We start from the raw sequence: 23,090 nt of genomic DNA, 5'->3' as shown, positions 1-23,090 counted from the left end.
ACTCATAGAACAGTGCCGCCTGCGCTTCCTGCTTCGGTCCCATCATGGCCAATCCTCCCGCTCGTTGAGAGAATTGAATCAGCGGCTTACGCCTCGATCAAGGAAGAGTTTTTCAACGAAATACGCCCATGTTGACCGATGCTGCAGGGGGGCCGAATGTCCGCTACACAGCTTTCTTCAGACGAACGATTATCTCGGGGCTGTCACGCATCAAAGGTTCCCGCTTCCAGTTTCCGAAGGTCTCCGACAGCACTAGGCCATTTTTGGCTGCGAGTTTTTCTATACCGTCTAGGTCAAGAAATCGCAGCGTGCTTTGTGATGTCAAAGTTCCGCTGTCGTCGTTGAAATTGTAATGCTCTTCGAACGTCACGCAGTCGTCGTTCACGCTTAAGACTCTGTGGATGACTTCAACAGTTCGACCCGCACCAAGGTCGACGGGCGGCGCGGCATGGTCAGGCGTCCACCGGAGCCAAGGTTTGGCTGCGCGATTGCGGGTCTCGAACCAAAATGATCCGTCTTGAGACAGCCGCTGGCCTACTGCTTCGAACAACGCTGAAATCTGGGTGTCTTCTAGGAGACACTGAAACGCGTGGCCGGTCATGACTGCGGCGCTGACCCTTAGATCAATGTCTAAGTCGGTAACAGAACCAGTGAACCACTTTACGGATCGGCCGGTATCTTTTCGCACTGCCAGCGCAACCATCTGCGCCGCCGGATCGACTGCCGTGACATCATAGCCGCGATGTGCGAGCTCGAGCGCGAAGGTTCCAGTACCGCATCCAATATCCAAGAGAGTTGCAGGTGGTTCTGGCAGTCCCGCGATGTAAAAATCAAAGTCCTCGCGAGACCGATTTACCGCATCATATAATTCAACGAGTTTTTGGTTTTGATAAAGGGCATCCATAGACAGTGATCTACAAATTCGGCGGCTGCGACGGAAGCCGACATTCAACTATCAGCACCAAATGTCCGCTTCGTCCCGCATTGCCGACCTTCGTATAGATGGAGATGAAGCTCTGGTTTGGTCCAGAAACACCTGGTCCTTGAGCCGATACCGTGTGGCGCCACCCCACTATAGGGATCATGCAATCCGCCCCGTCCCGTCAAGGATACGCGATGCTCGCGAACGCCCGGGGATATCCATGAAGCGGAGGCCGGCCCGCCCCGGGTTGGTGATCGGGCCGGTGGGGAACCCGCGACGATCCTGCAGGCAGACAAGGTGTGCCTGCCGGGCGCATCCCGTGCCTGCAGGCGCGTTACATGGAAAAGGACGTGCCGCAGCCGCAGGATGACGAGGCGTTGGGGTTTTCGATGGTGAAGCGCGCCCCGATCAACTCTTCGGAAAAGTCGATCACCGCATCAGCCAGAAATGGCAGCGATACGCTGTCGACCACGACTTTCTGGCCGCCGCCCTCCAGCACCAGATCATCCTCGGCCGGGTCGTCCAGCTTGATCTCATACTGAAATCCGGAACATCCGCCGCCTTCCACGGCCACCCTAAGGGCTTTGGGCGTGTCCGTGTCTTCGTTGATTTCGGCAAGACGTTCAAAGGCGCGCGGGGTGACTTTGGGCGGAACGGTCAGGGTCAGGGTCATCTTTTGGGCTCCGGGCGGTGTCGCTTCGCTACGAAACTGAATATATGGGGCGCGAGGGGATGCCACAAGGAGGCGGCGATGCTGGCGGTCTATGCCTGCGATCCGGGCAACAGCCGGGGACGGCTGATAGCCGAGGAGGAAAGCACCTTTCGCTCCTGTTTTCAGCGGGACCGCGACCGGATCATCCATGCCTCCGCTTTCCGGCGGCTGAAACACAAGACGCAGGTCTTCGTGGAGCATGAGGGAGATTACTACCGCACCCGCCTGACCCATTCGATCGAAGTGGCGCAGGTGGCACGCACCATCGCCGGTGTGCTCGGCCTCAACGCGGAGCTGACCGAGGCGTTGGCGCTGGCCCATGATCTGGGGCACACGCCCTTCGGCCATACCGGCGAAGACGCGCTGTCGGTGCTGATGGCACCTTATGGCGGGTTCGACCACAACGCGCAGGCGATCCGCATCGTGACCTCGCTTGAGCGGCATTACGCGGAGTTCGACGGGCTGAACCTGACATGGGAAACGCTGGAGGGTCTGGCCAAGCATAACGGCCCGGTGACCGGCGATCTGCCCTGGGCCCTGGCCGGTTACAACGCGCGCCACGATCTGGAACTGCACAGCCATGCAAGCGCCGAGGCGCAGGTGGCGGCCATCGCCGACGATGTGGCCTACAATCATCACGATCTGCATGACGGGTTGAGGGCCGAGCTGTTTTCGACCGACGAGTTGGCGGAACTGCCGATCCTGTCGGACTGTTTCGCCGAGGTAGACCGGCTTTACCCGAACCTCAATTACTATCGGCGGCGGCACGAGGCGCTGAGGCGTTTTTTCGGCGTTCTGGTGGAGGATGTGATCGCGGTTGCCCGGCGCAACCTGACCGGGATCGCACCGGAAAGCGCGGAAGATGTCCGGGCGGCTGGCCGGGGCATGATCCGGTTTTCCGATGCGGTCTGGGCGGATCTGAACGTGATCCGGCGGTTCCTCTTCAAACGCATGTATCGCGCCCCCGGGGTGGTCGAAATGCGCGCGGAGGTAACCGGCGTGGTCAACGACCTGTTCCCCTATTTCATGGCGCATGCCGAGAGCCTGCCGAAACAGTGGCGCAAGGATGTGGAGGAGGCCGATGGCGAGGTGGCGCTGGCGCGGATCGTGTCGGACTACATCGCGGGCATGACGGACCGCTTCGCGCTTCAGGAACACGCACGACTGATCGGCGGCGCTTGAAGGCAGCATTATTTATCTTTTGGTGTTTTCGACCCATGTTTGACCAGACGAAACGGGAGTTGACATGAACGACAAGATCATCGCTTTGCATGCTCTGCGCGTGATCAGGTTCGTCGAGAACCGCGCCTGGTTCATTCTGGCGGCTTTTCTGGCTGTTCTGGTGCTGGCCGCTCGTCTCGGCTGAGTTCGTCGTCAATCTCTTTTTGCCACTCTCCCGAACGCTGTCGAAGCCGATCCAATTCGGCTTGCAGACTTGAAACTCGCTGTTGACAGGAAAGCAGCAGGGTTTCGATATTCTCCTTTTCCACCGGGTCAGCTTCGGGGGCGGCGTCATCGCCGTTTTGACCGGTGCCGCTGAGCAAGAAAAATGCGGACGCGGCGAAAAGCGCCAGATGCAGATTACCGACGACGGCCTCTCCTGCGGCAACGGCACGGCTCAGGCCTTCCTGTGGCGTCAGATCGCCGAAGCCCAGGGTCGAGAAAGACACCGTAGAGAAATAGAACGCTTCGGCGGCATCCGTAACGCACCCAGTACCGTTCAATCCGTAGCTTATATAGAAGGCGGCGCAGCTTGTGACGGTCTGAACCGACGAAATGGCGATATGAAGCAGGAAGTTGCTGATATTGCCTTTGCCTGAATAGGCCGAGTAGGCGAATGTGTGGCTAGAAACGCCACATACAACAATGCGAAGACTAGCAATACGACAGCAACTGCAGGCGTGTCTGAGATCCAGCGACCGGAGAACACGACCAGCAGGATACTGATCGTCGTGATAATGTCAGATATCGCGTGGACCTGCGTCCGGCCGATGCTCCAAGCCGGCGTTGACCTTCCTTTCCCAGATGCTAAACCGCCGGGCAGTTAGGGGAAAGCCATATGCATCTGTTCACCGATATCCGTACCCTTGTTCTGCAAAGCCTCGACACGCTTGTCGCCGAGCGGGTTCTTCCGGGCGGGCTGGAGATGCGAAACGTCACGGTGGAGCCGCCGCGCGACGCCGCCCATGGGGATATGGCGACCAATGCAGCAATGGTGCTGGCCAAGCCCGCCGGGATGAAACCGCGCGATATCGCGGAGGCGCTGGCGGGCAAGCTGGCCGCCGATGACCGGATCGACAGCGCCGATGTAGCCGGGCCCGGCTTCATCAACCTGCGGCTGTCGGCGGAGACCTGGCGCGGCGTGATCCGGGGCATCGTTGCCGCCGGGGCTGGATATGGTCGCTCCGACGTGGGCGCGGGGCGGAAGGTGAATGTCGAATATGTTTCCGCGAACCCGACCGGGCCGCTGCATGTGGGCCACACGCGGGGCGCGGTGTTCGGCGACGCGCTGGCCAGTCTTCTGGATTTCACCGGCCATGCGGTGACGCGGGAATACTATATCAACGATGGCGGCGGGCAGGTCGATGTGCTCGCCCGCTCTGTCTATCTGCGCTACCTGGAGGCCCATGGGCAGAAGGTCGCCTTCGAGGAGGGCACCTATCCGGGCGATTACCTCATCGAAGTCGGGCAGGCGCTGAAGGACAAGGTCGGTGATGCGTTCCTGGACAAGGGGGAGCAGTTCTGGCTGGCCGAGGTGCGCGACTTCGCGACTGACGCCATGTTGGAGATGATCCGCGCCGATCTGGCGCAGCTCGGCGTCGAGATGGATGTCTTCTATTCCGAGAAATCGCTCTATGGCAGCGGCCGCATCGAAGAGGCCATCGCCGAACTGCGGAGCAAGGGCCTGATCTATGAAGGCACACTGGAGCCACCCAAGGGCAAGACGCCCGAGGATTGGGAGCCACGGGTCCAGACCTTGTTCAAATCCACCGAATTCGGCGACGACGTGGACCGGCCGGTCATGAAGTCGGATGGGTCATGGACCTATTTCGCGCCCGATATCGCCTATCATTACGACAAGGTATCGCGCGGGTTCGACGAGTTGATCGACGTCTTTGGCGCCGATCATGGCGGGTATGTCAAACGGATGAAGGCGGCGGTGGCCGCGCTCTCGGACAGCAAGGTGCCGCTCGACATCAAGCTGATGCAGCTTGTCAAGCTGCGGCGGGGCGAGGAAGAGCTGAAAATGTCCAAACGCGCGGGCACGTTCGTCACGCTTCGCGATGTGGTGGATCTGGTCGGGCCGGACGTGACCAGGTTCGTGATGCTGACCCGCAAGAACGATGCGCCGCTTGATTTCGATGTGGAGAAGGTGACCGAGCAATCGAAGGAAAACCCGGTCTGGTACGTGCAATATGCCCATGCGCGGATCGCCTCGGTGCTGCGCAAGGCGGCCGAGGCGGGGATCTCCGCCGATGACGCCGTGCTGGCGGAGGCGGATCTGTGCGCGATCTCCGATCCGGCGGAGCTTGCTCTGGCCGCGAAGCTGGCGGAATGGCCGCGGCTGGTCGAGATCGCGGCCCAGACCCACGAGCCGCATCGGGTGGCGTTCTATCTCTATGATCTGGCCTCGGAATTCCACGCATTGTGGAACAAGGGCAATGCCGATCCGTCGCTGCGCTTCCTGCAGGAGGATGACGAAACCGCAACTTTGGCGAAATCTGCGCTGATTCGCGCCGTAGCCGTTGTTATTTCGGGCGGTCTTGGTATTTTAGGTGTGACCCCGCTGAACGAAATGCGCTGAGGCGAGACCTCGATAACAAGGCGCCGAGGCGGGGACGAGCAGGCAAACCCCGGCATCGCCATTGCCGGGCACAAGAGGGCAGGCATGGCTGATATCGATTATTTCGAGGATGAGGCGCATGGTCATCCGCCGCCGGCGGGGCCGTCGCCAATTGGAACATTGATCAATTGGGCCGGGGCGCTGATCTCGCTCGGCTTGATCGCGGGCATGGCGATCTGGGCGTGGCAGCTGACGATGCGCGACGTGACCGGGGTGCCGGTCGTCCGCGCGCTGGAAGGGGCCATGCGGGTCGCCCCGGAAAACCCCGGCGGCAGCCAGGCGGACCATCAGGGGCTGGCGGTGAACCGTATCGCCGAAGGGCGGGAGGCCGAGCCCGCCGCCGACCGGATCGTGCTGGCTCCGCCGCCGGTGGAACTGGTCGAGATCGATCTCAGTTCGGCCAGCCTGCCGGAGGCGACACGCGAGGCCGCGCCGGAAACGCCCACGCCGCAGGCCGCCAGCGAAGCGACGCTGGCCCTGATCGACCGGCTGATGCAGGACGAAACGCAGGCGACCCCCGCGCCCGAGGCAGGGGCCGAGACGGCCGCGACGCCTGAGGCCATATCACCCGACCCCGCGCCGCAGACCCGCGATGCGATTGCCGTGATCCCGGTTTCGGTGCCCGGCGTGCGCAGCTCTCCGCGGCCGACCACCCGCCCGGCGGCGGTTCAGATGGCTGCGCTGAGCGCCGCGGCCGATGCGGCCACTGCCACGGCCGGCGCGACGCCGGCCGCCGAGATCGACCCGGACAGCCTGCCGGCGGGGACCCGGCTGGTCCAGCTTGGCGCCTTTGACGATGCCGAGACCGCGCGCACGGAATGGGAGAGGCTGACCCGCAGCTTCCCCGATTTCTTCGACGGGCGCTCTCGGATCGTGCAACCGGCCGTCTCGGGCGGGCGGCAGTTCTACCGGCTGCGCGCCCATGGGTTCACCGATCTCAGCGATGCGCGGCGTTTCTGCACGACGCTTCTGGCACAAGGCGCGGCCTGTATCCCTGTCACGGTACGCTGAGCGGAATGGCGGCGGGTTCTGCCACGATTCTTGGATGTCTCGGTCCTGTCCTGTCCGCTGACGAAGCCGCCTTTTTCGCCGAAGCGCAGCCCTGGGGCTTTATCCTGTTCGCCCGTAATGTCGAAAACCCGGGGCAGCTCCGCCGTCTGACCGACGATTTGCGCACCTCCGTGGGTCGCGAGGCCCCGGTGCTGATCGACCAGGAGGGGGGGCGTGTTCAGCGCATGGGGCCGCCTAACTGGCGGCAATGGCGCCCGGCGCTCGATCAGGTGATGGCCGCGGGCCGGGACCGCGCCGCGCGGTCCATGTTTCTGCGTGCGCGGCTGATCGCCCATGAACTCCATGATGTCGGCATCGACGCGAATTGCGCGCCGCTTGCCGATGTGGCGCGCGACAGCACGCATCCGATGCTGCGCAATCGCCTTTACGGCCATGATGCGCCCGGCGTCATCGGCGCGGCCCGGGCCGTAGCCGAGGGGCTGATGGCCGGCGGCGTTCTGCCGGTTCTGAAACATCTGCCGGGCTACGGCCTGGGCGAGGTGGACAGCCACCAGACCCTGCCGAGGGTGGCCGCCCCGCTGAAGGAGCTGCGCGCGGTGGATTTCGCGGCGTTCAGGCCGCTGGCCGATCTGCCCATGGGGATGAGCGCCCACATTGTCTACGAGGCCGTGGAGGACGGTTTGCCCGCCACCATGTCGCCACGTCTGATCGACCTGATCCGGCAGGAGATCGGCTTTGACGGGTTGCTGATGACCGACGATCTTTCCATGGGGGCCTTGCCGGGCCCGCTGGCGGAGCGGGCCGCGCTGTCGCGGCAGGCGGGGTGCGATATCGTTCTGCACTGCAATGGCGACCGCGCCGAGATGGAAGAGGTGGTGGGCGCCAGCGGCGGATTGACGGGACGCGCGAAATCCCGCGCCGACGCCGCGCTTGCGGCGCGCCGCCGCCCCGAGCCGCTTGACATTGACGCCGCCGAAGCCGACCTTGCGGCGCTTCTGGACGGACAGGTTTATGGCTGAGATCCCGGTACCGGCAAATGACAATGACGCGGAGTGGGACGCGGTCAGCGAGCGGCGCGCCGCCGAAGCGCTGATCGTCGATGTGGACGGGTTCGAAGGGCCGCTCGATCTGCTGCTGATGCTGGGTCGCACACAGAAGGTCGATCTGCGCAAGGTCTCCGTCCTGCAACTGGCCGAGCAATATCTGGTGTTCGTCGAACAGGCGCGCGCGCTGCGGATCGAGCTTGCTGCGGATTATCTGGTGATGGCGGCATGGCTCGCCTTTCTGAAATCGCGCCTGCTTCTGCCGCCCGATCCGAGCGAAGAGGGCCCGTCGGGGGAGGAGATGGCCGCCCATCTGGCGTTCCAGCTGGAGCGCCTTGCCGCGATGCGGGACTGCGCGGCGAAGCTGATGGCCCGGGACCGGCTGGGGCGGGATCGGTTCGTGCGCGGTCTGCCCGAGGATGTGACGACCGCGCGCAAGATCACCTATACCGCCAGCCTGATCGACCTGATGCAGGGATACGCCCGGATCCGTACCCGCGACGAGTTCCGCCCCTACGTGATGGATCGCGAAAGCGTCTTCACCATGGAGGAGGCGCTGGAGCGCATGCGCGGGCTGATCGGGTTTGCGGGCGACTGGACCGATATCTCCTCCTACATCCCCGAGGGGTGGGAGATGGACCCCAAGCGGCGCCGCTCCGCGACGGCCTCCACCTTTGCGGCGGCGCTCGAACTGGCCAAGGCGGGCAAGGTGACGTTGCGACAGACCGAAACCTTCGCGCCGATCCAGCTGAAACGCAAAGACGACCCGCAATGAGCGACCCAGAGACCGACACCGAGGAAAGCCTGTTTCAGGCGCCGCCCCTGGCCGAGCAGGAACGCATGGTCGAGGCGTTGTTGTTCGCGTCGTCAGAGCCGATGACCACCCGCGAGATGGAGGCGCGGATGCCCCATGGCTGCGATGCGGCGGAGGCGCTTGTGTTGCTGCGCCGCCGCTACGAGGGTAGGGGGGTGACCGTGACCCGTGTCGGCGATGCCTGGGCGATCCGCACCGCCGCCGATCTGGGTTTTCTGATGAGCCGTGAGACGGTCGAGACCCGCAAGCTGAGCCGCGCCGCGGTCGAGACGCTGGCGATCATCGCTTATCATCAGCCCGTCACCCGCGCCGAGATCGAGGAGATCCGCGGCGTTTCGGTCAGCCGCGGGACGGTGGATCAGCTGATCGAGATGGAATGGGTGCGGTTTGGCCGCCGCAAGATGACGCCGGGCCGGCCGGTGACCTATGTGGTGACGCAAGGCTTTCTGGATCATTTCGGTCTGGAAAGCGCCCGCGACCTGCCGGGCCTGAAAGAGTTGCGCTCTGCCGGTCTGCTCGACAGCCGTCCTCCGCCGGGGCTGATGCCGGGACCGGGCGGCGAAGACGACCTGTCGGAGCTGGACGATGGTCCCGATGACGATGGCCAGGACGAGCTTTTCGGGGAATGACGGGCGAGACGCCTGAATTCTGCCGCGTTTTGCCCTATATTGCCGGGGAGTAACGAACAGGAGGCCTATGATGGACCGCATCATTCGCATGGTAATGAATACGCTGATCCGTCAGCTTGTGAACCGCGGCGTCAATGCCGGGATCAACCGCGCCACCCGTGGCAGGGGCGACGCCCGCGAAGAGGCGATGACGCCCGAACAGCGCGAAAGCGCCCGGCGCAGCCAGAAAAACACCCGCCAGATGGTGCGCACGATGCGCAAGGCCTCGCGGTTCACCCGGTTCTAGCGGGCCGCGTCGTCGGGAAGGCCGGAAAGCCGGTTCACGAACTGGTTGAGCGTGACCTGCCAGACATCGAACGTGTCTTCGAAATTGCGCTGGTTGACGCCGTAGCGGATGCTGGTGCTGTAGTGCAGGATGACATCGCCGTCCTCCTGAAGATAGGCCGAGCCGAACCGTTTGTCCGCGTTCCACTGGTTCAGAAACTCCAGCGTGGAGCCGGATTCGGAAAACGTGGCGAAGAACTGCACGCTGTCGCAGCCGTCGCCCTCGTCGCAGCCATACATCAGCACACCATAGCGGGTGCCATTCAACATACCGGTCACAAGTGGGCGGCCGGCCCTGTCGGCGGCTTCCATCTGGGCCGCGCCGAAGCCCCTTGCAACCTCAAGGATCGCGCCGGGATCGGTGCCCAGTTGCGCAGGCGGCGCGGCGTCCTGGGCGAGGGTCGCGGTGGTCAGAAGGGCGAAGGGCAGCGCAAATAGGGCCAGGCGGGTCATGGGTCTTCCGGTTCGGGTCTGTTTCAAAGGTTCGGCTGATCCTCAATCGGTGCGGCGTGTCGGGTCAAGCCTTTCGCTTGATATCGCAAAAGAAAAGGGCGCCAACATGGCGCCCTTTCCGAAAACCCGAGCGGCTTCGGCTCAGCAGCTGTAATAGTTGAGATACTCCACCGGGTGAGGCGTATGCTCGAAGGCATAGACCTCTTCCCATTTCAGCTCCATGTAGCCCTCGATCTGGTCCTTGGTGAACACGTCGCCGGCCAGCAGGAAGGCGTGATCGGCCTCCAGCGCGTCCAGCGCCTCGCGCAGGCTTGCGCAGACCGTGGGGATGCCCGCCAGCTCTTCGGGCGGCAGATCGTAGAGGTCCTTGTCCGAGGGGTCGCCCGGATGGATCTTGTTCTGGATCCCGTCAAGACCGGCCATCAGAAGGGCCGCGAAGCACAGATAGGGGTTTGCCGACGGATCGGGGAACCGCGCCTCGACCCGTTTCGCCTTGGGCGATTCCGTCCACGGGATCCGCACGCAGCCCGAGCGGTTGCGGGCGGAATAGGCGCGCAGAACCGGCGCTTCAAAGCCTGGGATCAGGCGTTTGTAGCTGTTGGTCGACGGGTTGGTGAAGGCGTTCAGCGTCTTGGCGTGCTTGAGGATGCCGCCGATGAAATACAGCGCCTCGTCAGACAGGTCGGCATATTTGTCGCCCGCGAAAAGCGGCTTGCCGTCTTTCCAGATCGACATGTTCACATGCATGCCGGTGCCGTTGTCGCCCGCGATGGGCTTGGGCATGAAGGTAGCCGACTTGCCATAGGCATGGGCCACGTTGTGGATGACGTATTTGTATTTCTGCAGCTCGTCGGCCTGTTTGGTCAGGCTGTCGAAGATCAGGCCAAGCTCGTGCTGGCACGACGCCACCTCGTGGTGGTGCTTGTCGACCTTCATGCCGATCCGCTTCATCGTGGAGAGCATTTCAGAGCGCAGATCATGGGACGCATCGGTGGGGTTCACAGGGAAATAGCCGCCCTTGACGCCGGGGCGATGGCCCATGTTGCCCATTTCATATTCGCTGTCGGTGTTCCAGGCGGCGTCCTGGGCGTCGACCTCGTAGGAGACCTTGTTCATGCCGACCGAAAAGCGCACGTCGTCGAAGAGGAAGAACTCCGCCTCGGGCCCGAAATAGGCCACATCGCCGATACCGGAGGATTTCAGATACGCCTCGGCCTTTTCCGCCGTGCCGCGCGGGTCGCGTTCGTAGGATTCGCCGGTGTCCGGCTCCACGATCGAGCAGTGCAGGCAGATCGTCTTTTCCGCGTAGAACGGGTCGACATAGACACTTTCGGTGTCGGGCATCAGTTTCATGTCGGAAGCTTCGATGCCTTTCCAGCCGGCAATCGAGGATCCGTCGAACATGAACCCTTCGTCCAGGAAGTCTTCATCAACCTGGTCGGACAACACCGTGACATGCTGAAGCTTGCCTCGCGGATCGGTGAAGCGGATATCGACATATTCGACATCCTCGTCCTTGATCATGGACAAAACCTTATCTTTGCTCATCGTGACCTTCCTTGACGTTTTGGGTCTGTTTCCGGGGCATGGTCATGCCCCTCTCGTACAACTGATCGCGGTTCAAAGCGCGTCTTCGCCGGCCTCGCCGGTGCGGATGCGGATCGCCTGTTCGATGGAGGAGACGAAGATCTTGCCGTCGCCGATCTTGTCGGTCTTGGCCGCGGTGATAATCGCTTCGATCGCGGCATCCACCTGATCATCGGCCAGCACGACCTCGATCTTCACCTTGGGCAGGAAATCCACAACATATTCGGCGCCGCGGTAAAGTTCGGTATGGCCTTTCTGGCGGCCGAACCCCTTGACCTCGGTGACGCTCAGGCCCTGTATGCCGATCTCCTGAAGGGCCTCTTTGACCTCATCCAGTTTGAACGGTTTGATGATCGCCTCGATCTTTTTCATGTCCCCCGGGCCTCCTCGTCATGCATGCCCGCCCGTGACATCACTTTCGCCCATGGGGGGCAATCGGGTAGCATGACGCATGCGTTGCGCTGTTAATGGAAACCCGGCAGAGCGATGGCGAATTGGGCGGCACGCATATTTTTTGTGCGAAAATGAATCGCGAGAGGGACGTGGCGTGACGAAATTGCTGACTGCGGAGCAGATGCGCGGGATCGAAACCGCCGCGATTGAAAGCGGCTCGGTCACGGGGCTGGAACTGATGGAGCGTGCGGGCCGGGGTGTGGTGGAGGCCGTGTTCGCCGAATGGCCGGATCTGCTGCAGGCCTCTCACATCGCGGTCGTGCTGTGCGGCCCGGGCAACAACGGTGGCGACGGGTTCGTCGTAGCGCGTCTGCTGAAAGAGTGGGGATGGGAGGTAAGAGTGTTCCTCTACGGCGATCCTGACAGTCTGCCGCCGGATGCGAGAGCGAATTACAAGCGCTGGAGAGAACTGGGCGAGGTCACCGTTCGCGACATCGACCCGGCCTCCCTGCAAGACGATGATCTGGCGGTGCCGGGGTGCAGTCTGATCGTTGATGGACTGTTCGGGACCGGTCTCACACGCCCCTTTCGGGGGCCTTTCACGGCTTTTGCGCAGGCACGGGACCTGTCTGACAAAAAGGACGTTCGCGTGGTGGCGATCGATACGCCAAGTGGTCTTTGCGCCGATAGCGGGCGCATTCTGGACACGGCAATCAGGGCGGATATGAGCGTAACCTTTCATGCGGCGAAGCTTGGCCATTATCTGGATCGCGGCCCCTCCGAATGCGGGAAAATCGTTCTTTGTGACATTGGCCTGAAGCCGGGGTCCGAAAGCCGCCCGGCCGTGCCGCCAGACGAGATCGTGCGCCTGGTGGAGCGACCGGCGCATGCGGCGCTGGCAAAACGCGCGGATCATCACAAGTATTCCCATGGCCACGCGCTCATCCTCTCCGGTGTGCCGGGCACGGGCGGCGCCGCGCGCCTTGCCGCGCGTGCTGCGCTCAGGATCGGCGCGGGCCTCGTCTCCGTTGTCTGCGAGGATGCGGAGGTGGCGGAACACGCTGCTCAACTGACCGCCATCATGATCAAGCGAGCCAACGGGGCGGCGGCACTCGCCGCCCTTCTGGAAGATGAGCGGCTGAATGCGCTCTGCCTCGGTCCGGGACTGGGTGTGGACCGCGCGAGGGATCTTGTGCCGGTGGCGCTCGGGGCCGGGGATCCTCCGTCACGGGGCCGCGCGCGGAGTGCGTCTCCGCCGCGCCGATCCGTCGTTCTGGACGCCGATGCGCTCACCGCTTTTGCGGAGGCCCCCGCGGATCTGTTCGCGATGCTGCATGAGCGTTGCGTCCTGACGCCCCATGCGGGCGAGTTCGGACGCCTTTTCCCGGATCTCGCCGAAAGGCTTGATGCCACGCCCACCAAGGGCCCCGCCTATTCCAAGGTCGACGCCACGCGGGAGGCTGCCGCGCGCGCGGGCTGCACGATCCTTTTCAAGGGACCCGACACGGTGATCGCCGAGCCGTCGGGGCAGGCGTCGATCAACGCCGCCCGGTATGACCGCGCAGCGCCCTGGCTTGCCACCGCAGGGTCGGGCGATGTGCTGGCCGGGTTCATCACCGGCCTGCTGGCCCGGGGCATGAGCCCGATGGAGGCGGCGGAGACCGGCGCATGGCTGCATGTGGAATGCGCCCGCGCCTTCGGGCCGGGGCTCATCGCCGAGGATCTGCCCGAGAGGATTCCCGAGGTGTTGCGTGATCTTGAGCATGCCGCGCCGCGTCGGGCGCGCTGAGGAGAGTCATGGCCGGGGTGCGGGAGCGTCGCCATGTGCGCCCGGTTTGCGGCGCGCTAGGGCGCGCCAGAGACGGGCGGGGCCAGCCGGGCCGTGCTTTGCAGTTCCAGACCTGCGGCATAAAGAATGACCGGCCGGTCGAAATGGAGAGAGATCACATACGCCGGCGTGTCCACCGTCCAGCGCACGTATTCCCCGTCGATCAGACGCTCGACCGGGACGCAGGCCTGCGGCGTGTTGTAAATCGCCCTGGCGCGCCAGTCGCGGATCAGAACGCGCTGCCGGGCCGGAAGCGTGATATCTGTATCGGGCTTTCCGCCAAGGGCATTGCGGCTGACGCGGACCATGCGCAGCCCTTGAGGTACAGTGTGGCGCAGCGCGGCGCGTAGCCGATACGCACCGTCGCGGGTGATCACCCGGTCGCCGGGCACGAGATGCTCGACCGGAAGCGCACCATCCAGCGTAAGCAGGGTGGTGCCGACCGGAAGCGAGGCGTCATCCAGCCAGGGGGCCTTGTCCAATGCGCTGTCATGGCGCCGATGATCTGCGGGCGGTGTCATATGAAATCCTGCTCATGGATCTGCGGGCAACTCTGCCTCATTGTGATTAAAAAAAGGTTAACCGATACAGGCGGAATTCTCAAAGCCTTTTGATTGGGCGGTTTTGCGCCGTGACAAAGGGGCATCGTCCGGCAATCTCCCGTAGACGCTTTCGGTGGGCGCGCGGGGCGGCGGGCGCGAGGGTTGCGCTGGCCTATACCTGCCGGTTTGGCCTTGTTCCTGTCGCGCGGAACGGGGAGTGGGAGTGTGCGACACCTGGCTCGGCCGATGCGTTTTGCCTCTACACTGTGACCAAGCCCTCTGCTAAAGACCGCGGCGCATGCGGGTGTGGCGAAATTGGTAGACGCACCAGATTTAGGTTCTGGCGCCGCAAGGCGTGGGGGTTCAAGTCCCTCCACCCGCACCATATTGATTTGTAACGCATATTTGGGCGGTCGTTATACTCGCGGTCCGTCAGGGATTTGAGTGTTTCACACTTTGTTTCGCAGATTCCTGTTCTTTTCATGTTCTATCCCCGCCGCTCCTGCGCCTTCTTGCTCAGCCGCTTCTGTCGGGCGCGTGACCGATACTTGCGTACCATGTCCAGCGATTTATGCCCGGTGACGGCCCGACTCTCGCTATCTGAACACCCTGCCTCGGCCAGCTCCATCGCAGCGGTGTAGCGCCACCCGTGAATAACATACTTTTCTGCGCCGATTGCCTCGCGGACCTTCATAACTCGGGCCTGTATTCTGCGCTTGGCCATGGGCGCAGTCAGGTTTTTTGACAGTATGAACTTTCCAGACTTCGGCAATAAACCCAAGTAATCTTTGAGTTTTCGAGGGCAATATATCCAAATCCTTGTGTCGGTTTTCTCCTGCACAACGCTCATGTAATCACCGTCAAAGTGATCCCATTCCATCTTACACACATCGCCGATGCGCTGCCCTGTCCCGACTCCAAGGTGATAGGCGGTCAGCTCAATCGTCAGGCCATGCTCCTCACAGTACCGCTCATAAGCGCGCTGCGCCCATTCGGGCCACGGCTCATACTCTCCACCCGTCAGTTTCTCCACTCCGCGCGCTGGATTGTCTGTGATCCATTCCAGGTCGATGGCATGGCGCGCTAAGATCGAAATCGTCTCCACCATCGCGTTGGCCTTGCGCCATGTCCCTGCATGAGCATCGCGCGCTGCAATGACGTCTCTGCGGCGGAGACGCGCAAAATCCTTGGTCCCGTTCTTTTCGCGGATAGCCTCCAGGGCCCTGCGATATTCAGCCTGTGTGCTTTCGCGCAGCCGTGTGAAACGAGGCGATTGATAGTAGCTTTCAATGAGCGCATTGAAGCTTGTCTTGACTGGCTTGCGCTTCCTGCCTGATCGAATTGCCCAGTATTCCTGATCGAACTCGGGGCTATCAGGGTTGTCGGGCAAGCGAACATAGGTACTTCCCCGACGGAAGTAATAATACACTCTCCAGTTAGGTGTGACCTTCGACAGGTATTTCCTGTCCGCTTCCCTCACCATTGGAACTCCTCCGATGTCGCATCGCCATTGAGTATGGCGACGAGATCAGGAACGTACCAACGAACGACACCTGGCGCGATTTCTTTGCCTGGTGGCAGGCTACCCGCCTCGACCAATGCACAAAACTGAGGAGGCTTCATATCCAGTAGCCTCGCAGCATTACGCTCAGTGGCGAAGATGGGGGTCATGTCCGCCCCGCGCGCTCATGCTCAGGCGCCGGCGTGCCGTGCGGGTCGGGCCATTCCGGGGCAATTCCAGTGTGCCCCTTGACGATGTCCGACACCGCGTCGCGCATCAGCGCCATGAAAGTTTCCTTTGCGGCGATGTCTTGCACAAACGCCATGCGGATAGACCCGAGGAAAAGCGCGCCTTCCATGGTGTCTGGCAGAGCGTAGTATGCGACCCAGAAATCGCCTTCGACGCGCATGGCCAGGCGGCCCACCTGCATTACCTCGGCGCGGCTCACTGGCCACCCCCCCTCCGCTTCTCGTTGGCCGCCTTCATCACCATGGCGTGCAGGTCGGGCGCGACAGACTCCAGTTGCTTGATCTGGCCATCGTAGAGTTCGAGTACGTCATCGACACCCGCGGGCTCCACGTCGCCGATGTCCCGCAGGATGCTGTCGGTGAGGTGCTGGAACCGTTCCATGTCTGGATCGCTGTCGGATTCCTGGTTGGCCTCGGCCTGTTCGGGCTCCGCATCTGCCTTGCCGTTGAGGCCCGCGGCGTCTTTGGCGAGGTCGTCATTCTCCGTGTTCCGGGGAGCGTCATCGCTCACGGTTTCCGCAGCATCTAGCACGTCCTCGGCTTCGATCGGTGCCTCGCTTGATGCGTGGCGCACGGTCTCGCGCGGGGTGTTGTCGCGCATCTCGCCAGTTTCCAATTCAATCTGAACCGGCATTCCGATCACCACTTCCGGCGCATAGAGGCGTATCAAGGCGGTGGCGGCGCGCCAGCGAAGCATCCGCTCCGGCATGCTCGAATACTTCTTGTTGCTGGTCCAGCCTTCGGCCTTGGCCATGGCCATTTCGACACTTGCCTCTGCCTTCCGCCCGCTCTTGGCCAGCGTTGCAAAGGCAGTGACAGTCAGCGCTTCGCCTTTTCCTTCCACCTCCCACTCGATCTGGTCAGAAAAAACACCTGACTGGTTCGCTCGCGCGATTATGTAGGTCGTCATCCAGGCCGGCTTGCCGCCGACAAAGTAGATGTTCTGGGCCACGGTCAGCGGGTTCTCGTTCATGCGGAACGCCATGTCGAAGACCAATACAGCGTTGGCGATCGCCTGTTTCTCGCCGCCCTTGCGCAGGTGCTCGGGGAACAATGCACTGTTGGCCATCATGCCAGCGACGCGCTGGACATGGGCGAAGGTGTCGGGGTTCATCAGCAACCCCATGCCGGACGTTGTGGTTTTCGTGGGAGCGGCGACAGCAACGGGCGCTTGAGTGTTCATACGATTGGTTCCTTGTTGTGGGGGTGTTTGGGGTTCGGGATGGTGCAGAAGAGGCATCCGCGCTCGATCAACGAACAGATCATGTTGAACTGCCAGGATGCGGCCCATCCTGGATTAATGCGGCGCCCCTGCCTGCCCTCGGGCGGCACACCACCATGCCAATCGATCAGGTATCGGCCTGTGCCGATCTCATCGGCAAACTCGCCAATGGTCTTAATCCGTTTGCCGGGCAGGTATTTCAGAGGCTTTGCCATCAAGCTGCGACCTGCTTTTTTTATTGATGACGATGCCGGGGATCTTGCGGTGATCTACGTCCTTCGCGCGCACGTCGGCCAACGCGAGGCGATGGAGCAACTCCGCTACCTCGGGCCGGTCGCGGTAGTGCATGAACAGCAGGTTGATGTTAACGATCTCGACCTCGTGGACGGTGCGCAGGGCGATGGTGCGGCCTGAGCCGGTGGCCGACTTCGCGTTTGTGTCGATCCTCTGCTTCGCCAGCTTTTCGGCCTCGGCCGCAGCCTTGGCCTTTTCCTCCGCCTCGAACTTTGCGGCCAGATTGTTTTCGGCCTGCGCCTTGCGTACGGCTTCTTCAGCCTCGCGGCGCTGCCGGTCGGCTTCCTTGCGGCGGGCGCGCTCCTCTGCTTCCGCCTTCTGGCGCTGCGCAACCATCCACGGTTCGAACTTCTTCTTCAACTCGTTGGCGCAGACCTCAAGGCGCTTCTTGATCGGGCCGAAAGCGTCATCCACGGCCTTGCCCGCCGCGAGGTGCGGAGCCTTGGCCTCGGTGCGCGCTTCATCGACCTTCTTGAACAGCTTGCGCAGCCCGTCGATCTGGTCGGTCAGGGCCTGGGCGTGCGCTTCCTCGGTGATCTCGGGCAGGTCAAGCCACTTCTGGCTGGCTGCGATGAACTCGGCGGTGCGATCCTCGAACTGCTGATGCAGGTCGGGGTCATACGGGGCGGTTTGTTCGCGCCCATGACTGCTCGGGGGTTGGCTTCGGCGATCAGGTCGTCGGGTTCCATCAGAATACTCCTGGGGGCAATGTTGGCGCTTCGGAAAGGTCGATGCGGTCGGTGCTTGTGAAGAAGCGCGGATCACGAAGCCGCATGTCGGTGAGGCGGTCGTGTTCGGCGCGGCTGATCGGGGTGAGCCAAGAAAAGGTATCGGCCGGGTCGCGGTCGGAACGGATGCCCTCGACCTCCATGACCAGCCGTTCAGGACCAGCAAGCTCGCCTGTGTCGGCGTCGATCTCGCGCTCAACGAAGATCCGCACCGGCACCCATGGCCCACCTTCCACGAGGCGGCGTTTGAACCATCCAGCGTAGGCGTCTCCGTCGTGACGCGGGACATCCTCGCCACGCATCGCCCGGATATGCCAGTCGTAGAGCTGAGCGTAGGTGGAGGGCTGTCGGATCACTCTGCGGCCTCCTCGCGCCCGACACGCTGCGCCTTACTGGTGATCTTGAGATACTCGGCCTGCCGCCACTCCTCGGCCTTTCGCTTCGCCGCCATCGCGGTCGGGGCGTAGAATGAGAAGCCCAAGCCCTTGATCTGGGCGAGGTAGGGTTGATCCGGGCGCATGGGGGCGCAAACGCGGATGGGGTGATCAAGAAGGCCGTTCATTTCGCCACCTCACGGGCGCGCATGTCGCGCCACATCGTGGCGAGCCGAACATCTTCGGCGCGGTTCGACTTGGCCAAGACTGCTGCCGCCGCATCAAGAGTTGCGTCGTCATGGTGGATACGCGCTTCGACGACATCACCAAGTATTCCGGGGTGCAGTGGAAGCGGAGCAAGGAGGCCGGCAAGGTCTATGGCTTTCGGCCTGCCTCGACGCGCACCGATGACCGCGGCGAGGTCATCCCGACCTATCACCGCTACTCGGCTACGCACCGCGATGTCATCGACAGCCCGGATTATCGTTTCAATTATGAGATGATAGAGGAAACAGACGCGCGGATCGACTGGGATCAGCAAATCGCGGATGCGCCGGCATTCCGCGAGGACACCATCCACATGGTGACGGGCGCGCTCCTGCCGATCTGGGACCGGCTTCCGGCCAGCAGTCCGAAGATCGTGCGGATCAAGCTGGATGATGTCGCACCCTCCTGGGCCGGCAGATTCCGCCCCAGGAGTTGACGCGCACGCTCGAAAACCTGGGCGTAGGCACGCCCGAGATCGACATGAGCGCAGGCGAGGTGATGCAATCGGTCATGACCGGGTGCACCGTGCATCTTTCCTCGGTCCATCGCATCGTGCGACGGCGCGTCGGAGGCGAACAGCGCGTCGAGATCATCCCTGGGCCGAACACAGCCCACGAAGACATGCGTTCTGGCGGTACGTTCCAGCGCGCTGGGTTCCAGATCGAAATGATGAACTACAAGCGCCGCAGCTTCATCCCCAACAGCGAGGCCGGGGCGATGTCGCTGCAAGGCTTCATGCAGGGCAAGAACACCATCAACGTGACGATGGCGCGCGATCAGCAAGGCCGTCAGCGTGTCGACCATGGCCCCTATGTACCATACAGCGAGGCAATGGCGGAAAGCCGTGTCTACAAGTCGTTGCGCGCGGAGCTTGATCGGCTGGGGTTCAAGGACGTGGACCTGCAATTCGACCCGTCTCTTGTTCATCAAGGCCGCGCGTACGCAGATCACTTCGGGCGGATGGTTGTCACGATCGGCAACACGCTCAACCCGCGCTGGACCCTGGGCCACGAGGCGCTTCACATCTACTGGCACATGGGACTTTTCACTCGGGAAGAGTGGTCGTTACTGTCTGAAACGGCGGAAGCCGACTGGATGGATCGCTATGCCATCTCGGCGCGGTATCCCGACCTGACCCGAGAGGAACAGATCGAGGAGGCCGTGGCCGAAGCCTTCGGCGAGGTCTACGAAACCAAGAGCCGTGCCTTCATTCGTGAGCCGCTGGTAGTTCAGGCGCTGCGCAAGATCGCCAACTTCCTCAAAGCTGTCCGCAATTGGGCGCGCGGTCTGGGTATGCAGACCTCCGGCGACATAATCCACGCGATGGCCCGCGGCACCTATGCCCGCAAGGCCGAAATCAACGCCCGCCCGCGCGGCTGGCAGTCTCAGACCGACCGCCTGATGAAGCACCAGCGCAGCCCCGGCCTGATCGAGGAAACCCGCGGCGCTCTCCATCTGCTCGACCGGCGCGTCTGGGATGCCCTCTTCGGCGCCAACGAGATGAGCATCCGCGAGCGGTTGCGCGAAGCCCGCGGCGGCGTGAACGACACCACCGACCAGGTCCGCGTCCGTATTCAAGACCGGATGCTGCCCTTCCTCCGTTCGCTCGAACGCATCGAGGCCGTCATGGGTGCCCCGGTTCCAGACGACCTCAACGTCTACCTCGGCGAGGAGATGTACTCGGGCCGCGCGGGCTACAAGCTGGACCAGATCGAACATGACTACTTCGAGCCGATCATGGACCTGATCGCCAAGACCAAGGGCGTGACCGCGGAAACGGTGGGCCGCTACCTCTACGCCCGCCACGCGGTCGAGCGGAACGAGCGGATCGCGGAGATCAACCCCGACATGCCGGACGGCGGCTCGGGCATGTCGTCGGAGGAAGCCGCACTGATCCTGTCCGAGATAGAGGGCAGCGACACCGCCGAAGTCTACCGCGAGATCGGCAAGAAGGTCGACGCGCTGCGCGAGTGGTCGATCCAGCTGCGTGTGGACGCAGGACTGATGAGCGAGTTCCAATCCGAGGCATGGCGAAAAGCATATGCGAACTATGTTCCGCTGAAAGGCTGGGCGGAGACCGACAACGCCGATGCCGAAATGGACATGACCGGGCTGGGCCGCGGCTACAACATGCGCGGGCAGGAAAGCCGCATGGCGATGGGCCGCCGCTCTGAAGCGTTCAACCCGCTGATCGCGGCACTGACGCAGGCGCAGGAGGCCGTGGTGCGGTCGGAGAAGAACCCGGTGGGTCAGCACCTCTATCGACTGGCGAAAGATCTGCCGTCGAAAAACCTCTGGACCGTGAAAAGAGCCGAGACCCGCCGGGTATTCAATGAGACCACCGGGCTGGTCGAGGAGCGCGCCTTTTCGCCGATCACTCTGATCCAAGCAGCAAATGAGTTCGCAGTGAAGGTGGGCGGCGAGGAGCATCGTGTCATGCTGCATGATCCGCGATTGGCGCGGGCCATGGGGCTGGTGGGCACCAACGAGATGATAGGGCCGGTGCGCGCGCTATCTTTGTTCAGCCCGTATTTCTCGACCATCAACACAATGCTCAACCCACCGTTCCTTCCCAAGAACGTCATGCGCGACATGCTGACTGCGACCATCAACGTGCGCAGATTCCCCAACAGCGCCCGTATCCAGCGGCGCATGCTGCGCGACTGGCCGAAAGCATTGGCCGGGGCATATCGGGGCTTGGGTGGTAAGGCCGATACCAAATGGGCCAAGTATTTCCGCGAGTTCGACGAGGCCGGGGGCAAGGTATCGTTCTGGATCATCGAGAACCCGGAGGCCAGCCAGGCGCGACTGGAACGCATGGCGCGGCGCCGGTCGGGGCCGATCGGCATGGCTGCGGGCATGCTGACGCCACGGATCAGCGAGAACCCCTTTCTTGCAGCGATCGAGAGGATCAACCTCGCCGCCGACAATGCCGTGCGCCTCGCCGCGTTCGTTGCGGCGCGCGAAGAGGGATACACGATCCAGGAGGCGGCAAGCCTCGGGAAAAACCTGACCGTGAACTTCAACCGCCGCGGCGAATGGGGTCGATCATCAACGCCGCCTATACCTTCTCCAACGCGGGCTTCCAGGGAACGCACATGATCCTGAAGTCGCTCAAGGACAGCGCTTATGCGCGCCGCGCCACACTGGGTTTGGTCGCTATCGGCTTCCTGCTGGATCAGGCCAATGCATACTTGTCCGACGAGGACGAGGATGGCCAGTTATTCTACGACAAGATCCCCGACTGGACGCATGGCATGAACGCGGTTCTGATGTTGCCTGGCAGCTCGGATCGGGAGCGCGCGGACGGTGCAGGACTGGCCAACAGCGCCGACACTTCGGTGCGCCTGTTCCTGCCTTACGGCTACAACGTCTTCCCTTACATCGGAAACCGGTTGTCGCGGCTTGAGCGCGGAGTGAGCAATGAGCGGACCGCGTTGGGCGACGTCGCGGTGCTGGCCTTCAACTCCTTCTCACCGATCTCGGGGCAAGACCTGATCCACACGATCACGCCGACGATCGCATCTCCGATCGTGGAAATGGCGACCAACAAGCGGTTCACCGGGGCTCCGATCTATCCACGGTATCGTCAGCCTGGACTACCCGACGCCTACTATCACACCAGTGGAGCGACGCAGGCGTCCCGTCTGATCGCGCAGCGGGTGAATATGTGGACCGGCGGAAGCTATGCGGAAAGCGGGCTGGTCGATGTCAGCCCCAACAGCATCGACCATGTGGCGGGATTCCTGACCGGCGGTGCGGGTCGCTTCATCGGACAGTCGGCCAACCTTATTGCGCTGACGCTTGGCGAGGGCGAGGTTGACCCGCAGGATGTGCCTCTTCTCCGTGATATGTATGTGCCGCCGCAGGGCTGGTGGACATCCTCACTCTACTGGGACCGGCGACGCGAACTGGAGGCCGCCCACAACCAGGCACGCCGGTATGAGGAAGCGGGCGATCCAGTTCCCCATGAGATCCGCTGGCGGGCCGACCTCTGGCGCAACTCCGATGTGCGCCTCGAGGCCGAACGTCTGCGCCGCGGCACGGTAGGCCGCAGGCAGGACCAGGCCTCCGCATACCTTCTCTTGAACCGGGCCTATGTTCGCGCGATGATGCGCAACACGCCCTACAGCTCGGAAAGTATCTTCGATGGATTGGCGCGATAGCTGGCTTCTGGCCTATGTGAAATGGGTCGGCGCCTATCTGGCTCTGTCGGTTGCGCTTGGCGTTCTGGTTTTCGCGTGGGGCAGGGTGGACATTCTCCCCGACGACCCCCGGTGCGTGCCGTCAGAAGACGTCGCCGCCCCCTGATTCCGCCGCACAACGCCTGACCCTCTCCCTATCCTGCCCGCAA

Annotated in this window: 27 protein-coding genes and 1 tRNA gene; 13 read left to right on the top strand and 15 right to left on the bottom strand. The window is 62.7% G+C overall.

The window, feature by feature from the left end; all coding sequences use genetic code 11:
• Positions 1–163: 163 nt before the first annotated feature.
• Entirely contained in the window at positions 164–904 is a 741-nt protein-coding gene (locus D9R08_RS12100; RefSeq protein ID WP_121898287.1) for a class I SAM-dependent methyltransferase, read from the bottom strand.
• A gap of 352 nt (positions 905–1,256) precedes the next feature.
• The gene (locus D9R08_RS12095) at positions 1,257–1,595 is read right to left on the bottom strand and encodes a HesB/IscA family protein (protein WP_199709340.1); all 339 of its coding nucleotides are present in this window, start codon (positions 1,593–1,595) and stop codon (positions 1,257–1,259) included.
• Positions 1,596–1,673: 78 nt separating this feature from the next.
• On the opposite strand from D9R08_RS12095, the gene D9R08_RS12090 reads away from it, so the two are divergent.
• Complete coding sequence (locus D9R08_RS12090; protein WP_121898286.1) at positions 1,674–2,816, top strand: deoxyguanosinetriphosphate triphosphohydrolase; 1,143 nt, start codon at positions 1,674–1,676, stop codon at positions 2,814–2,816.
• A gap of 131 nt (positions 2,817–2,947) precedes the next feature.
• Here D9R08_RS12090 and D9R08_RS19630 read toward each other — a convergent pair whose 3' ends face one another.
• Positions 2,948–3,358: a potassium channel family protein gene (locus D9R08_RS19630; RefSeq protein WP_199709339.1), complete on the bottom strand. Its 411-nt coding sequence runs from the start codon at positions 3,356–3,358 to the stop codon at positions 2,948–2,950.
• A gap of 335 nt (positions 3,359–3,693) precedes the next feature.
• Between D9R08_RS19630 and argS the strand changes: the two genes are divergently transcribed.
• From argS to D9R08_RS12055, 6 genes are all read left to right on the top strand, one after another.
• Positions 3,694–5,439 (top strand): arginine--tRNA ligase, encoded by a 1,746-nt coding sequence (gene argS / locus D9R08_RS12080; protein ID WP_121898284.1) that lies wholly within the window; start codon positions 3,694–3,696, stop codon positions 5,437–5,439.
• Between the two features lie 84 nt (positions 5,440–5,523).
• Positions 5,524–6,489 (top strand): SPOR domain-containing protein, encoded by a 966-nt coding sequence (locus D9R08_RS12075; protein ID WP_121898283.1) that lies wholly within the window; start codon positions 5,524–5,526, stop codon positions 6,487–6,489.
• 5 nt (positions 6,490–6,494) lie between these two features.
• Entirely contained in the window at positions 6,495–7,508 is a 1,014-nt protein-coding gene (locus tag D9R08_RS12070; protein ID WP_121898282.1) for a glycoside hydrolase family 3 N-terminal domain-containing protein, read from the top strand.
• A complete protein-coding gene (locus D9R08_RS12065; protein WP_121898281.1) occupies positions 7,501–8,307 on the top strand; it encodes a segregation and condensation protein A in 807 nt (268 codons plus the stop codon). The genes D9R08_RS12070 and D9R08_RS12065 overlap by 8 nt, the downstream gene beginning before the upstream one ends.
• On the top strand, positions 8,304–8,975 hold the full coding sequence (gene scpB / locus D9R08_RS12060; RefSeq protein ID WP_121898280.1) for an SMC-Scp complex subunit ScpB: 672 nt from the start codon (positions 8,304–8,306) through the stop codon (positions 8,973–8,975). Before D9R08_RS12065 ends, scpB begins: the two co-directional genes overlap by 4 nt.
• A 70-nt stretch (positions 8,976–9,045) precedes the next feature.
• Positions 9,046–9,261 carry a hypothetical protein gene (locus D9R08_RS12055; protein ID WP_121898330.1) on the top strand — a complete coding sequence of 72 codons (216 nt, stop codon included), beginning with the start codon at positions 9,046–9,048 and terminating at the stop codon, positions 9,259–9,261.
• On the opposite strand, the gene D9R08_RS12050 is transcribed toward D9R08_RS12055, so the two are convergent.
• From D9R08_RS12050 to D9R08_RS12040, 3 genes are all read right to left on the bottom strand, one after another.
• Positions 9,258–9,752 carry a YbjN domain-containing protein gene (locus D9R08_RS12050; protein WP_121898279.1) on the bottom strand — a complete coding sequence of 165 codons (495 nt, stop codon included), beginning with the start codon at positions 9,750–9,752 and terminating at the stop codon, positions 9,258–9,260. The genes D9R08_RS12055 and D9R08_RS12050 overlap by 4 nt on opposite strands.
• A gap of 141 nt (positions 9,753–9,893) precedes the next feature.
• Positions 9,894–11,300, bottom strand: coding sequence for a type I glutamate--ammonia ligase (gene glnA / locus D9R08_RS12045; protein WP_121898278.1), 1,407 nt, complete (start codon positions 11,298–11,300; stop codon positions 9,894–9,896).
• A 72-nt stretch (positions 11,301–11,372) separates the two neighbouring features.
• Positions 11,373–11,711: a P-II family nitrogen regulator gene (locus D9R08_RS12040; RefSeq protein ID WP_121898277.1), complete on the bottom strand. Its 339-nt coding sequence runs from the start codon at positions 11,709–11,711 to the stop codon at positions 11,373–11,375.
• A gap of 175 nt (positions 11,712–11,886) precedes the next feature.
• On the opposite strand from D9R08_RS12040, the gene D9R08_RS12035 reads away from it, so the two are divergent.
• Positions 11,887–13,521 (top strand): NAD(P)H-hydrate dehydratase, encoded by a 1,635-nt coding sequence (locus tag D9R08_RS12035; protein WP_121898276.1) that lies wholly within the window; start codon positions 11,887–11,889, stop codon positions 13,519–13,521.
• Between the two features lie 56 nt (positions 13,522–13,577).
• Here D9R08_RS12035 and D9R08_RS12030 read toward each other — a convergent pair whose 3' ends face one another.
• Complete coding sequence (locus D9R08_RS12030) at positions 13,578–14,081, bottom strand: Hint domain-containing protein (RefSeq protein WP_121898275.1); 504 nt, start codon at positions 14,079–14,081, stop codon at positions 13,578–13,580.
• Positions 14,082–14,402: 321 nt separating this feature from the next.
• Between D9R08_RS12030 and D9R08_RS12025 the strand changes: the two genes are divergently transcribed.
• Positions 14,403–14,487 (top strand) — tRNA-Leu (locus D9R08_RS12025).
• A 102-nt stretch (positions 14,488–14,589) separates the two neighbouring features.
• On the opposite strand, the gene D9R08_RS12020 is transcribed toward D9R08_RS12025, so the two are convergent.
• From D9R08_RS12020 to D9R08_RS11990, 8 genes are read right to left on the bottom strand one after another with little or no spacing between them, the layout of a single operon-like run.
• Entirely contained in the window at positions 14,590–15,585 is a 996-nt protein-coding gene (locus D9R08_RS12020) for a site-specific integrase (protein WP_121898274.1), read from the bottom strand.
• Positions 15,579–15,773 (bottom strand): hypothetical protein, encoded by a 195-nt coding sequence (locus D9R08_RS12015; RefSeq protein ID WP_121898273.1) that lies wholly within the window; start codon positions 15,771–15,773, stop codon positions 15,579–15,581. The genes D9R08_RS12020 and D9R08_RS12015 overlap by 7 nt, the downstream gene beginning before the upstream one ends.
• Entirely contained in the window at positions 15,770–16,051 is a 282-nt protein-coding gene (locus D9R08_RS12010) for a hypothetical protein (protein ID WP_233557429.1), read from the bottom strand. The genes D9R08_RS12015 and D9R08_RS12010 overlap by 4 nt, the downstream gene beginning before the upstream one ends.
• Positions 16,048–17,034: a recombinase family protein gene (locus tag D9R08_RS12005; protein ID WP_147450671.1), complete on the bottom strand. Its 987-nt coding sequence runs from the start codon at positions 17,032–17,034 to the stop codon at positions 16,048–16,050. Before D9R08_RS12005 ends, D9R08_RS12010 begins: the two co-directional genes overlap by 4 nt.
• Positions 17,031–17,288 carry a hypothetical protein gene (locus tag D9R08_RS19420; RefSeq protein ID WP_147450670.1) on the bottom strand — a complete coding sequence of 86 codons (258 nt, stop codon included), beginning with the start codon at positions 17,286–17,288 and terminating at the stop codon, positions 17,031–17,033. Before D9R08_RS19420 ends, D9R08_RS12005 begins: the two co-directional genes overlap by 4 nt.
• Positions 17,248–18,132: a hypothetical protein gene (locus D9R08_RS12000; protein WP_121898271.1), complete on the bottom strand. Its 885-nt coding sequence runs from the start codon at positions 18,130–18,132 to the stop codon at positions 17,248–17,250. The genes D9R08_RS19420 and D9R08_RS12000 overlap by 41 nt, the downstream gene beginning before the upstream one ends.
• Entirely contained in the window at positions 18,056–18,451 is a 396-nt protein-coding gene (locus tag D9R08_RS11995; protein WP_147450669.1) for a hypothetical protein, read from the bottom strand. The genes D9R08_RS12000 and D9R08_RS11995 overlap by 77 nt, the downstream gene beginning before the upstream one ends.
• Positions 18,448–18,615, bottom strand: coding sequence for a hypothetical protein (locus D9R08_RS11990; RefSeq protein WP_158598991.1), 168 nt, complete (start codon positions 18,613–18,615; stop codon positions 18,448–18,450). Before D9R08_RS11990 ends, D9R08_RS11995 begins: the two co-directional genes overlap by 4 nt.
• Before the next feature lie 152 nt (positions 18,616–18,767).
• On the opposite strand from D9R08_RS11990, the gene D9R08_RS11985 reads away from it, so the two are divergent.
• From D9R08_RS11985 to D9R08_RS19130, 4 genes are read left to right on the top strand one after another with little or no spacing between them, the layout of a single operon-like run.
• Positions 18,768–19,172, top strand: a complete 405-nt coding sequence (locus D9R08_RS11985; protein ID WP_121898268.1) for a hypothetical protein — start codon at positions 18,768–18,770, stop codon at positions 19,170–19,172.
• On the top strand, positions 19,169–21,838 hold the full coding sequence (locus D9R08_RS11980; protein ID WP_121898267.1) for a hypothetical protein: 2,670 nt from the start codon (positions 19,169–19,171) through the stop codon (positions 21,836–21,838). Before D9R08_RS11985 ends, D9R08_RS11980 begins: the two co-directional genes overlap by 4 nt.
• Entirely contained in the window at positions 21,775–22,902 is a 1,128-nt protein-coding gene (locus tag D9R08_RS11975; RefSeq protein ID WP_121898266.1) for an LPD38 domain-containing protein, read from the top strand. Before D9R08_RS11980 ends, D9R08_RS11975 begins: the two co-directional genes overlap by 64 nt.
• Entirely contained in the window at positions 22,886–23,047 is a 162-nt protein-coding gene (locus D9R08_RS19130) for a hypothetical protein (RefSeq protein WP_158598990.1), read from the top strand. The genes D9R08_RS11975 and D9R08_RS19130 overlap by 17 nt, the downstream gene beginning before the upstream one ends.
• Positions 23,048–23,090: the final 43 nt, after the last annotated feature.

It is taken from the genome of Rhodophyticola porphyridii (assembly GCF_003688285.1).
GTDB lineage: Bacteria > Pseudomonadota > Alphaproteobacteria > Rhodobacterales > Rhodobacteraceae > Rhodophyticola > Rhodophyticola porphyridii.
The sequence above is the reverse complement of the archived record's forward strand: the minus strand, read 5'-3'. Positions and strand labels throughout refer to the sequence as shown.

Coding starts and splice junctions, on each gene's coding strand:
- D9R08_RS12100 (WP_121898287.1), bottom strand. CDS start 904: ATGGATGCCCTTTATCAAAACCAAAAACTCGTTGAATTATATGATGCG.
- D9R08_RS12095 (WP_199709340.1), bottom strand. CDS start 1,595: ATGACCCTGACCCTGACCGTTCCGCCCAAAGTCACCCCGCGCGCCTTT.
- D9R08_RS12090 (WP_121898286.1), top strand. CDS start 1,674: ATGCTGGCGGTCTATGCCTGCGATCCGGGCAACAGCCGGGGACGGCTG.
- argS (WP_121898284.1), top strand. CDS start 3,694: ATGCATCTGTTCACCGATATCCGTACCCTTGTTCTGCAAAGCCTCGAC.
- D9R08_RS12075 (WP_121898283.1), top strand. CDS start 5,524: ATGGCTGATATCGATTATTTCGAGGATGAGGCGCATGGTCATCCGCCG.
- D9R08_RS12070 (WP_121898282.1), top strand. CDS start 6,495: ATGGCGGCGGGTTCTGCCACGATTCTTGGATGTCTCGGTCCTGTCCTG.
- D9R08_RS12065 (WP_121898281.1), top strand. CDS start 7,501: ATGGCTGAGATCCCGGTACCGGCAAATGACAATGACGCGGAGTGGGAC.
- scpB (WP_121898280.1), top strand. CDS start 8,304: ATGAGCGACCCAGAGACCGACACCGAGGAAAGCCTGTTTCAGGCGCCG.
- D9R08_RS12055 (WP_121898330.1), top strand. CDS start 9,046: ATGGACCGCATCATTCGCATGGTAATGAATACGCTGATCCGTCAGCTT.
- D9R08_RS12050 (WP_121898279.1), bottom strand. CDS start 9,752: ATGACCCGCCTGGCCCTATTTGCGCTGCCCTTCGCCCTTCTGACCACC.
- glnA (WP_121898278.1), bottom strand. CDS start 11,300: ATGAGCAAAGATAAGGTTTTGTCCATGATCAAGGACGAGGATGTCGAA.
- D9R08_RS12040 (WP_121898277.1), bottom strand. CDS start 11,711: ATGAAAAAGATCGAGGCGATCATCAAACCGTTCAAACTGGATGAGGTC.
- D9R08_RS12030 (WP_121898275.1), bottom strand. CDS start 14,081: ATGACACCGCCCGCAGATCATCGGCGCCATGACAGCGCATTGGACAAG.
- D9R08_RS12020 (WP_121898274.1), bottom strand. CDS start 15,585: ATGGTGAGGGAAGCGGACAGGAAATACCTGTCGAAGGTCACACCTAAC.
- D9R08_RS12015 (WP_121898273.1), bottom strand. CDS start 15,773: ATGACCCCCATCTTCGCCACTGAGCGTAATGCTGCGAGGCTACTGGAT.
- D9R08_RS12005 (WP_147450671.1), bottom strand. CDS start 17,034: ATGAACACTCAAGCGCCCGTTGCTGTCGCCGCTCCCACGAAAACCACA.
- D9R08_RS19420 (WP_147450670.1), bottom strand. CDS start 17,288: ATGGCAAAGCCTCTGAAATACCTGCCCGGCAAACGGATTAAGACCATT.
- D9R08_RS11990 (WP_158598991.1), bottom strand. CDS start 18,615: ATGCGCCCGGATCAACCCTACCTCGCCCAGATCAAGGGCTTGGGCTTC.
- D9R08_RS11985 (WP_121898268.1), top strand. CDS start 18,768: ATGGTGGATACGCGCTTCGACGACATCACCAAGTATTCCGGGGTGCAG.
- D9R08_RS11975 (WP_121898266.1), top strand. CDS start 21,775: ATGGGGTCGATCATCAACGCCGCCTATACCTTCTCCAACGCGGGCTTC.
- D9R08_RS19130 (WP_158598990.1), top strand. CDS start 22,886: ATGGATTGGCGCGATAGCTGGCTTCTGGCCTATGTGAAATGGGTCGGC.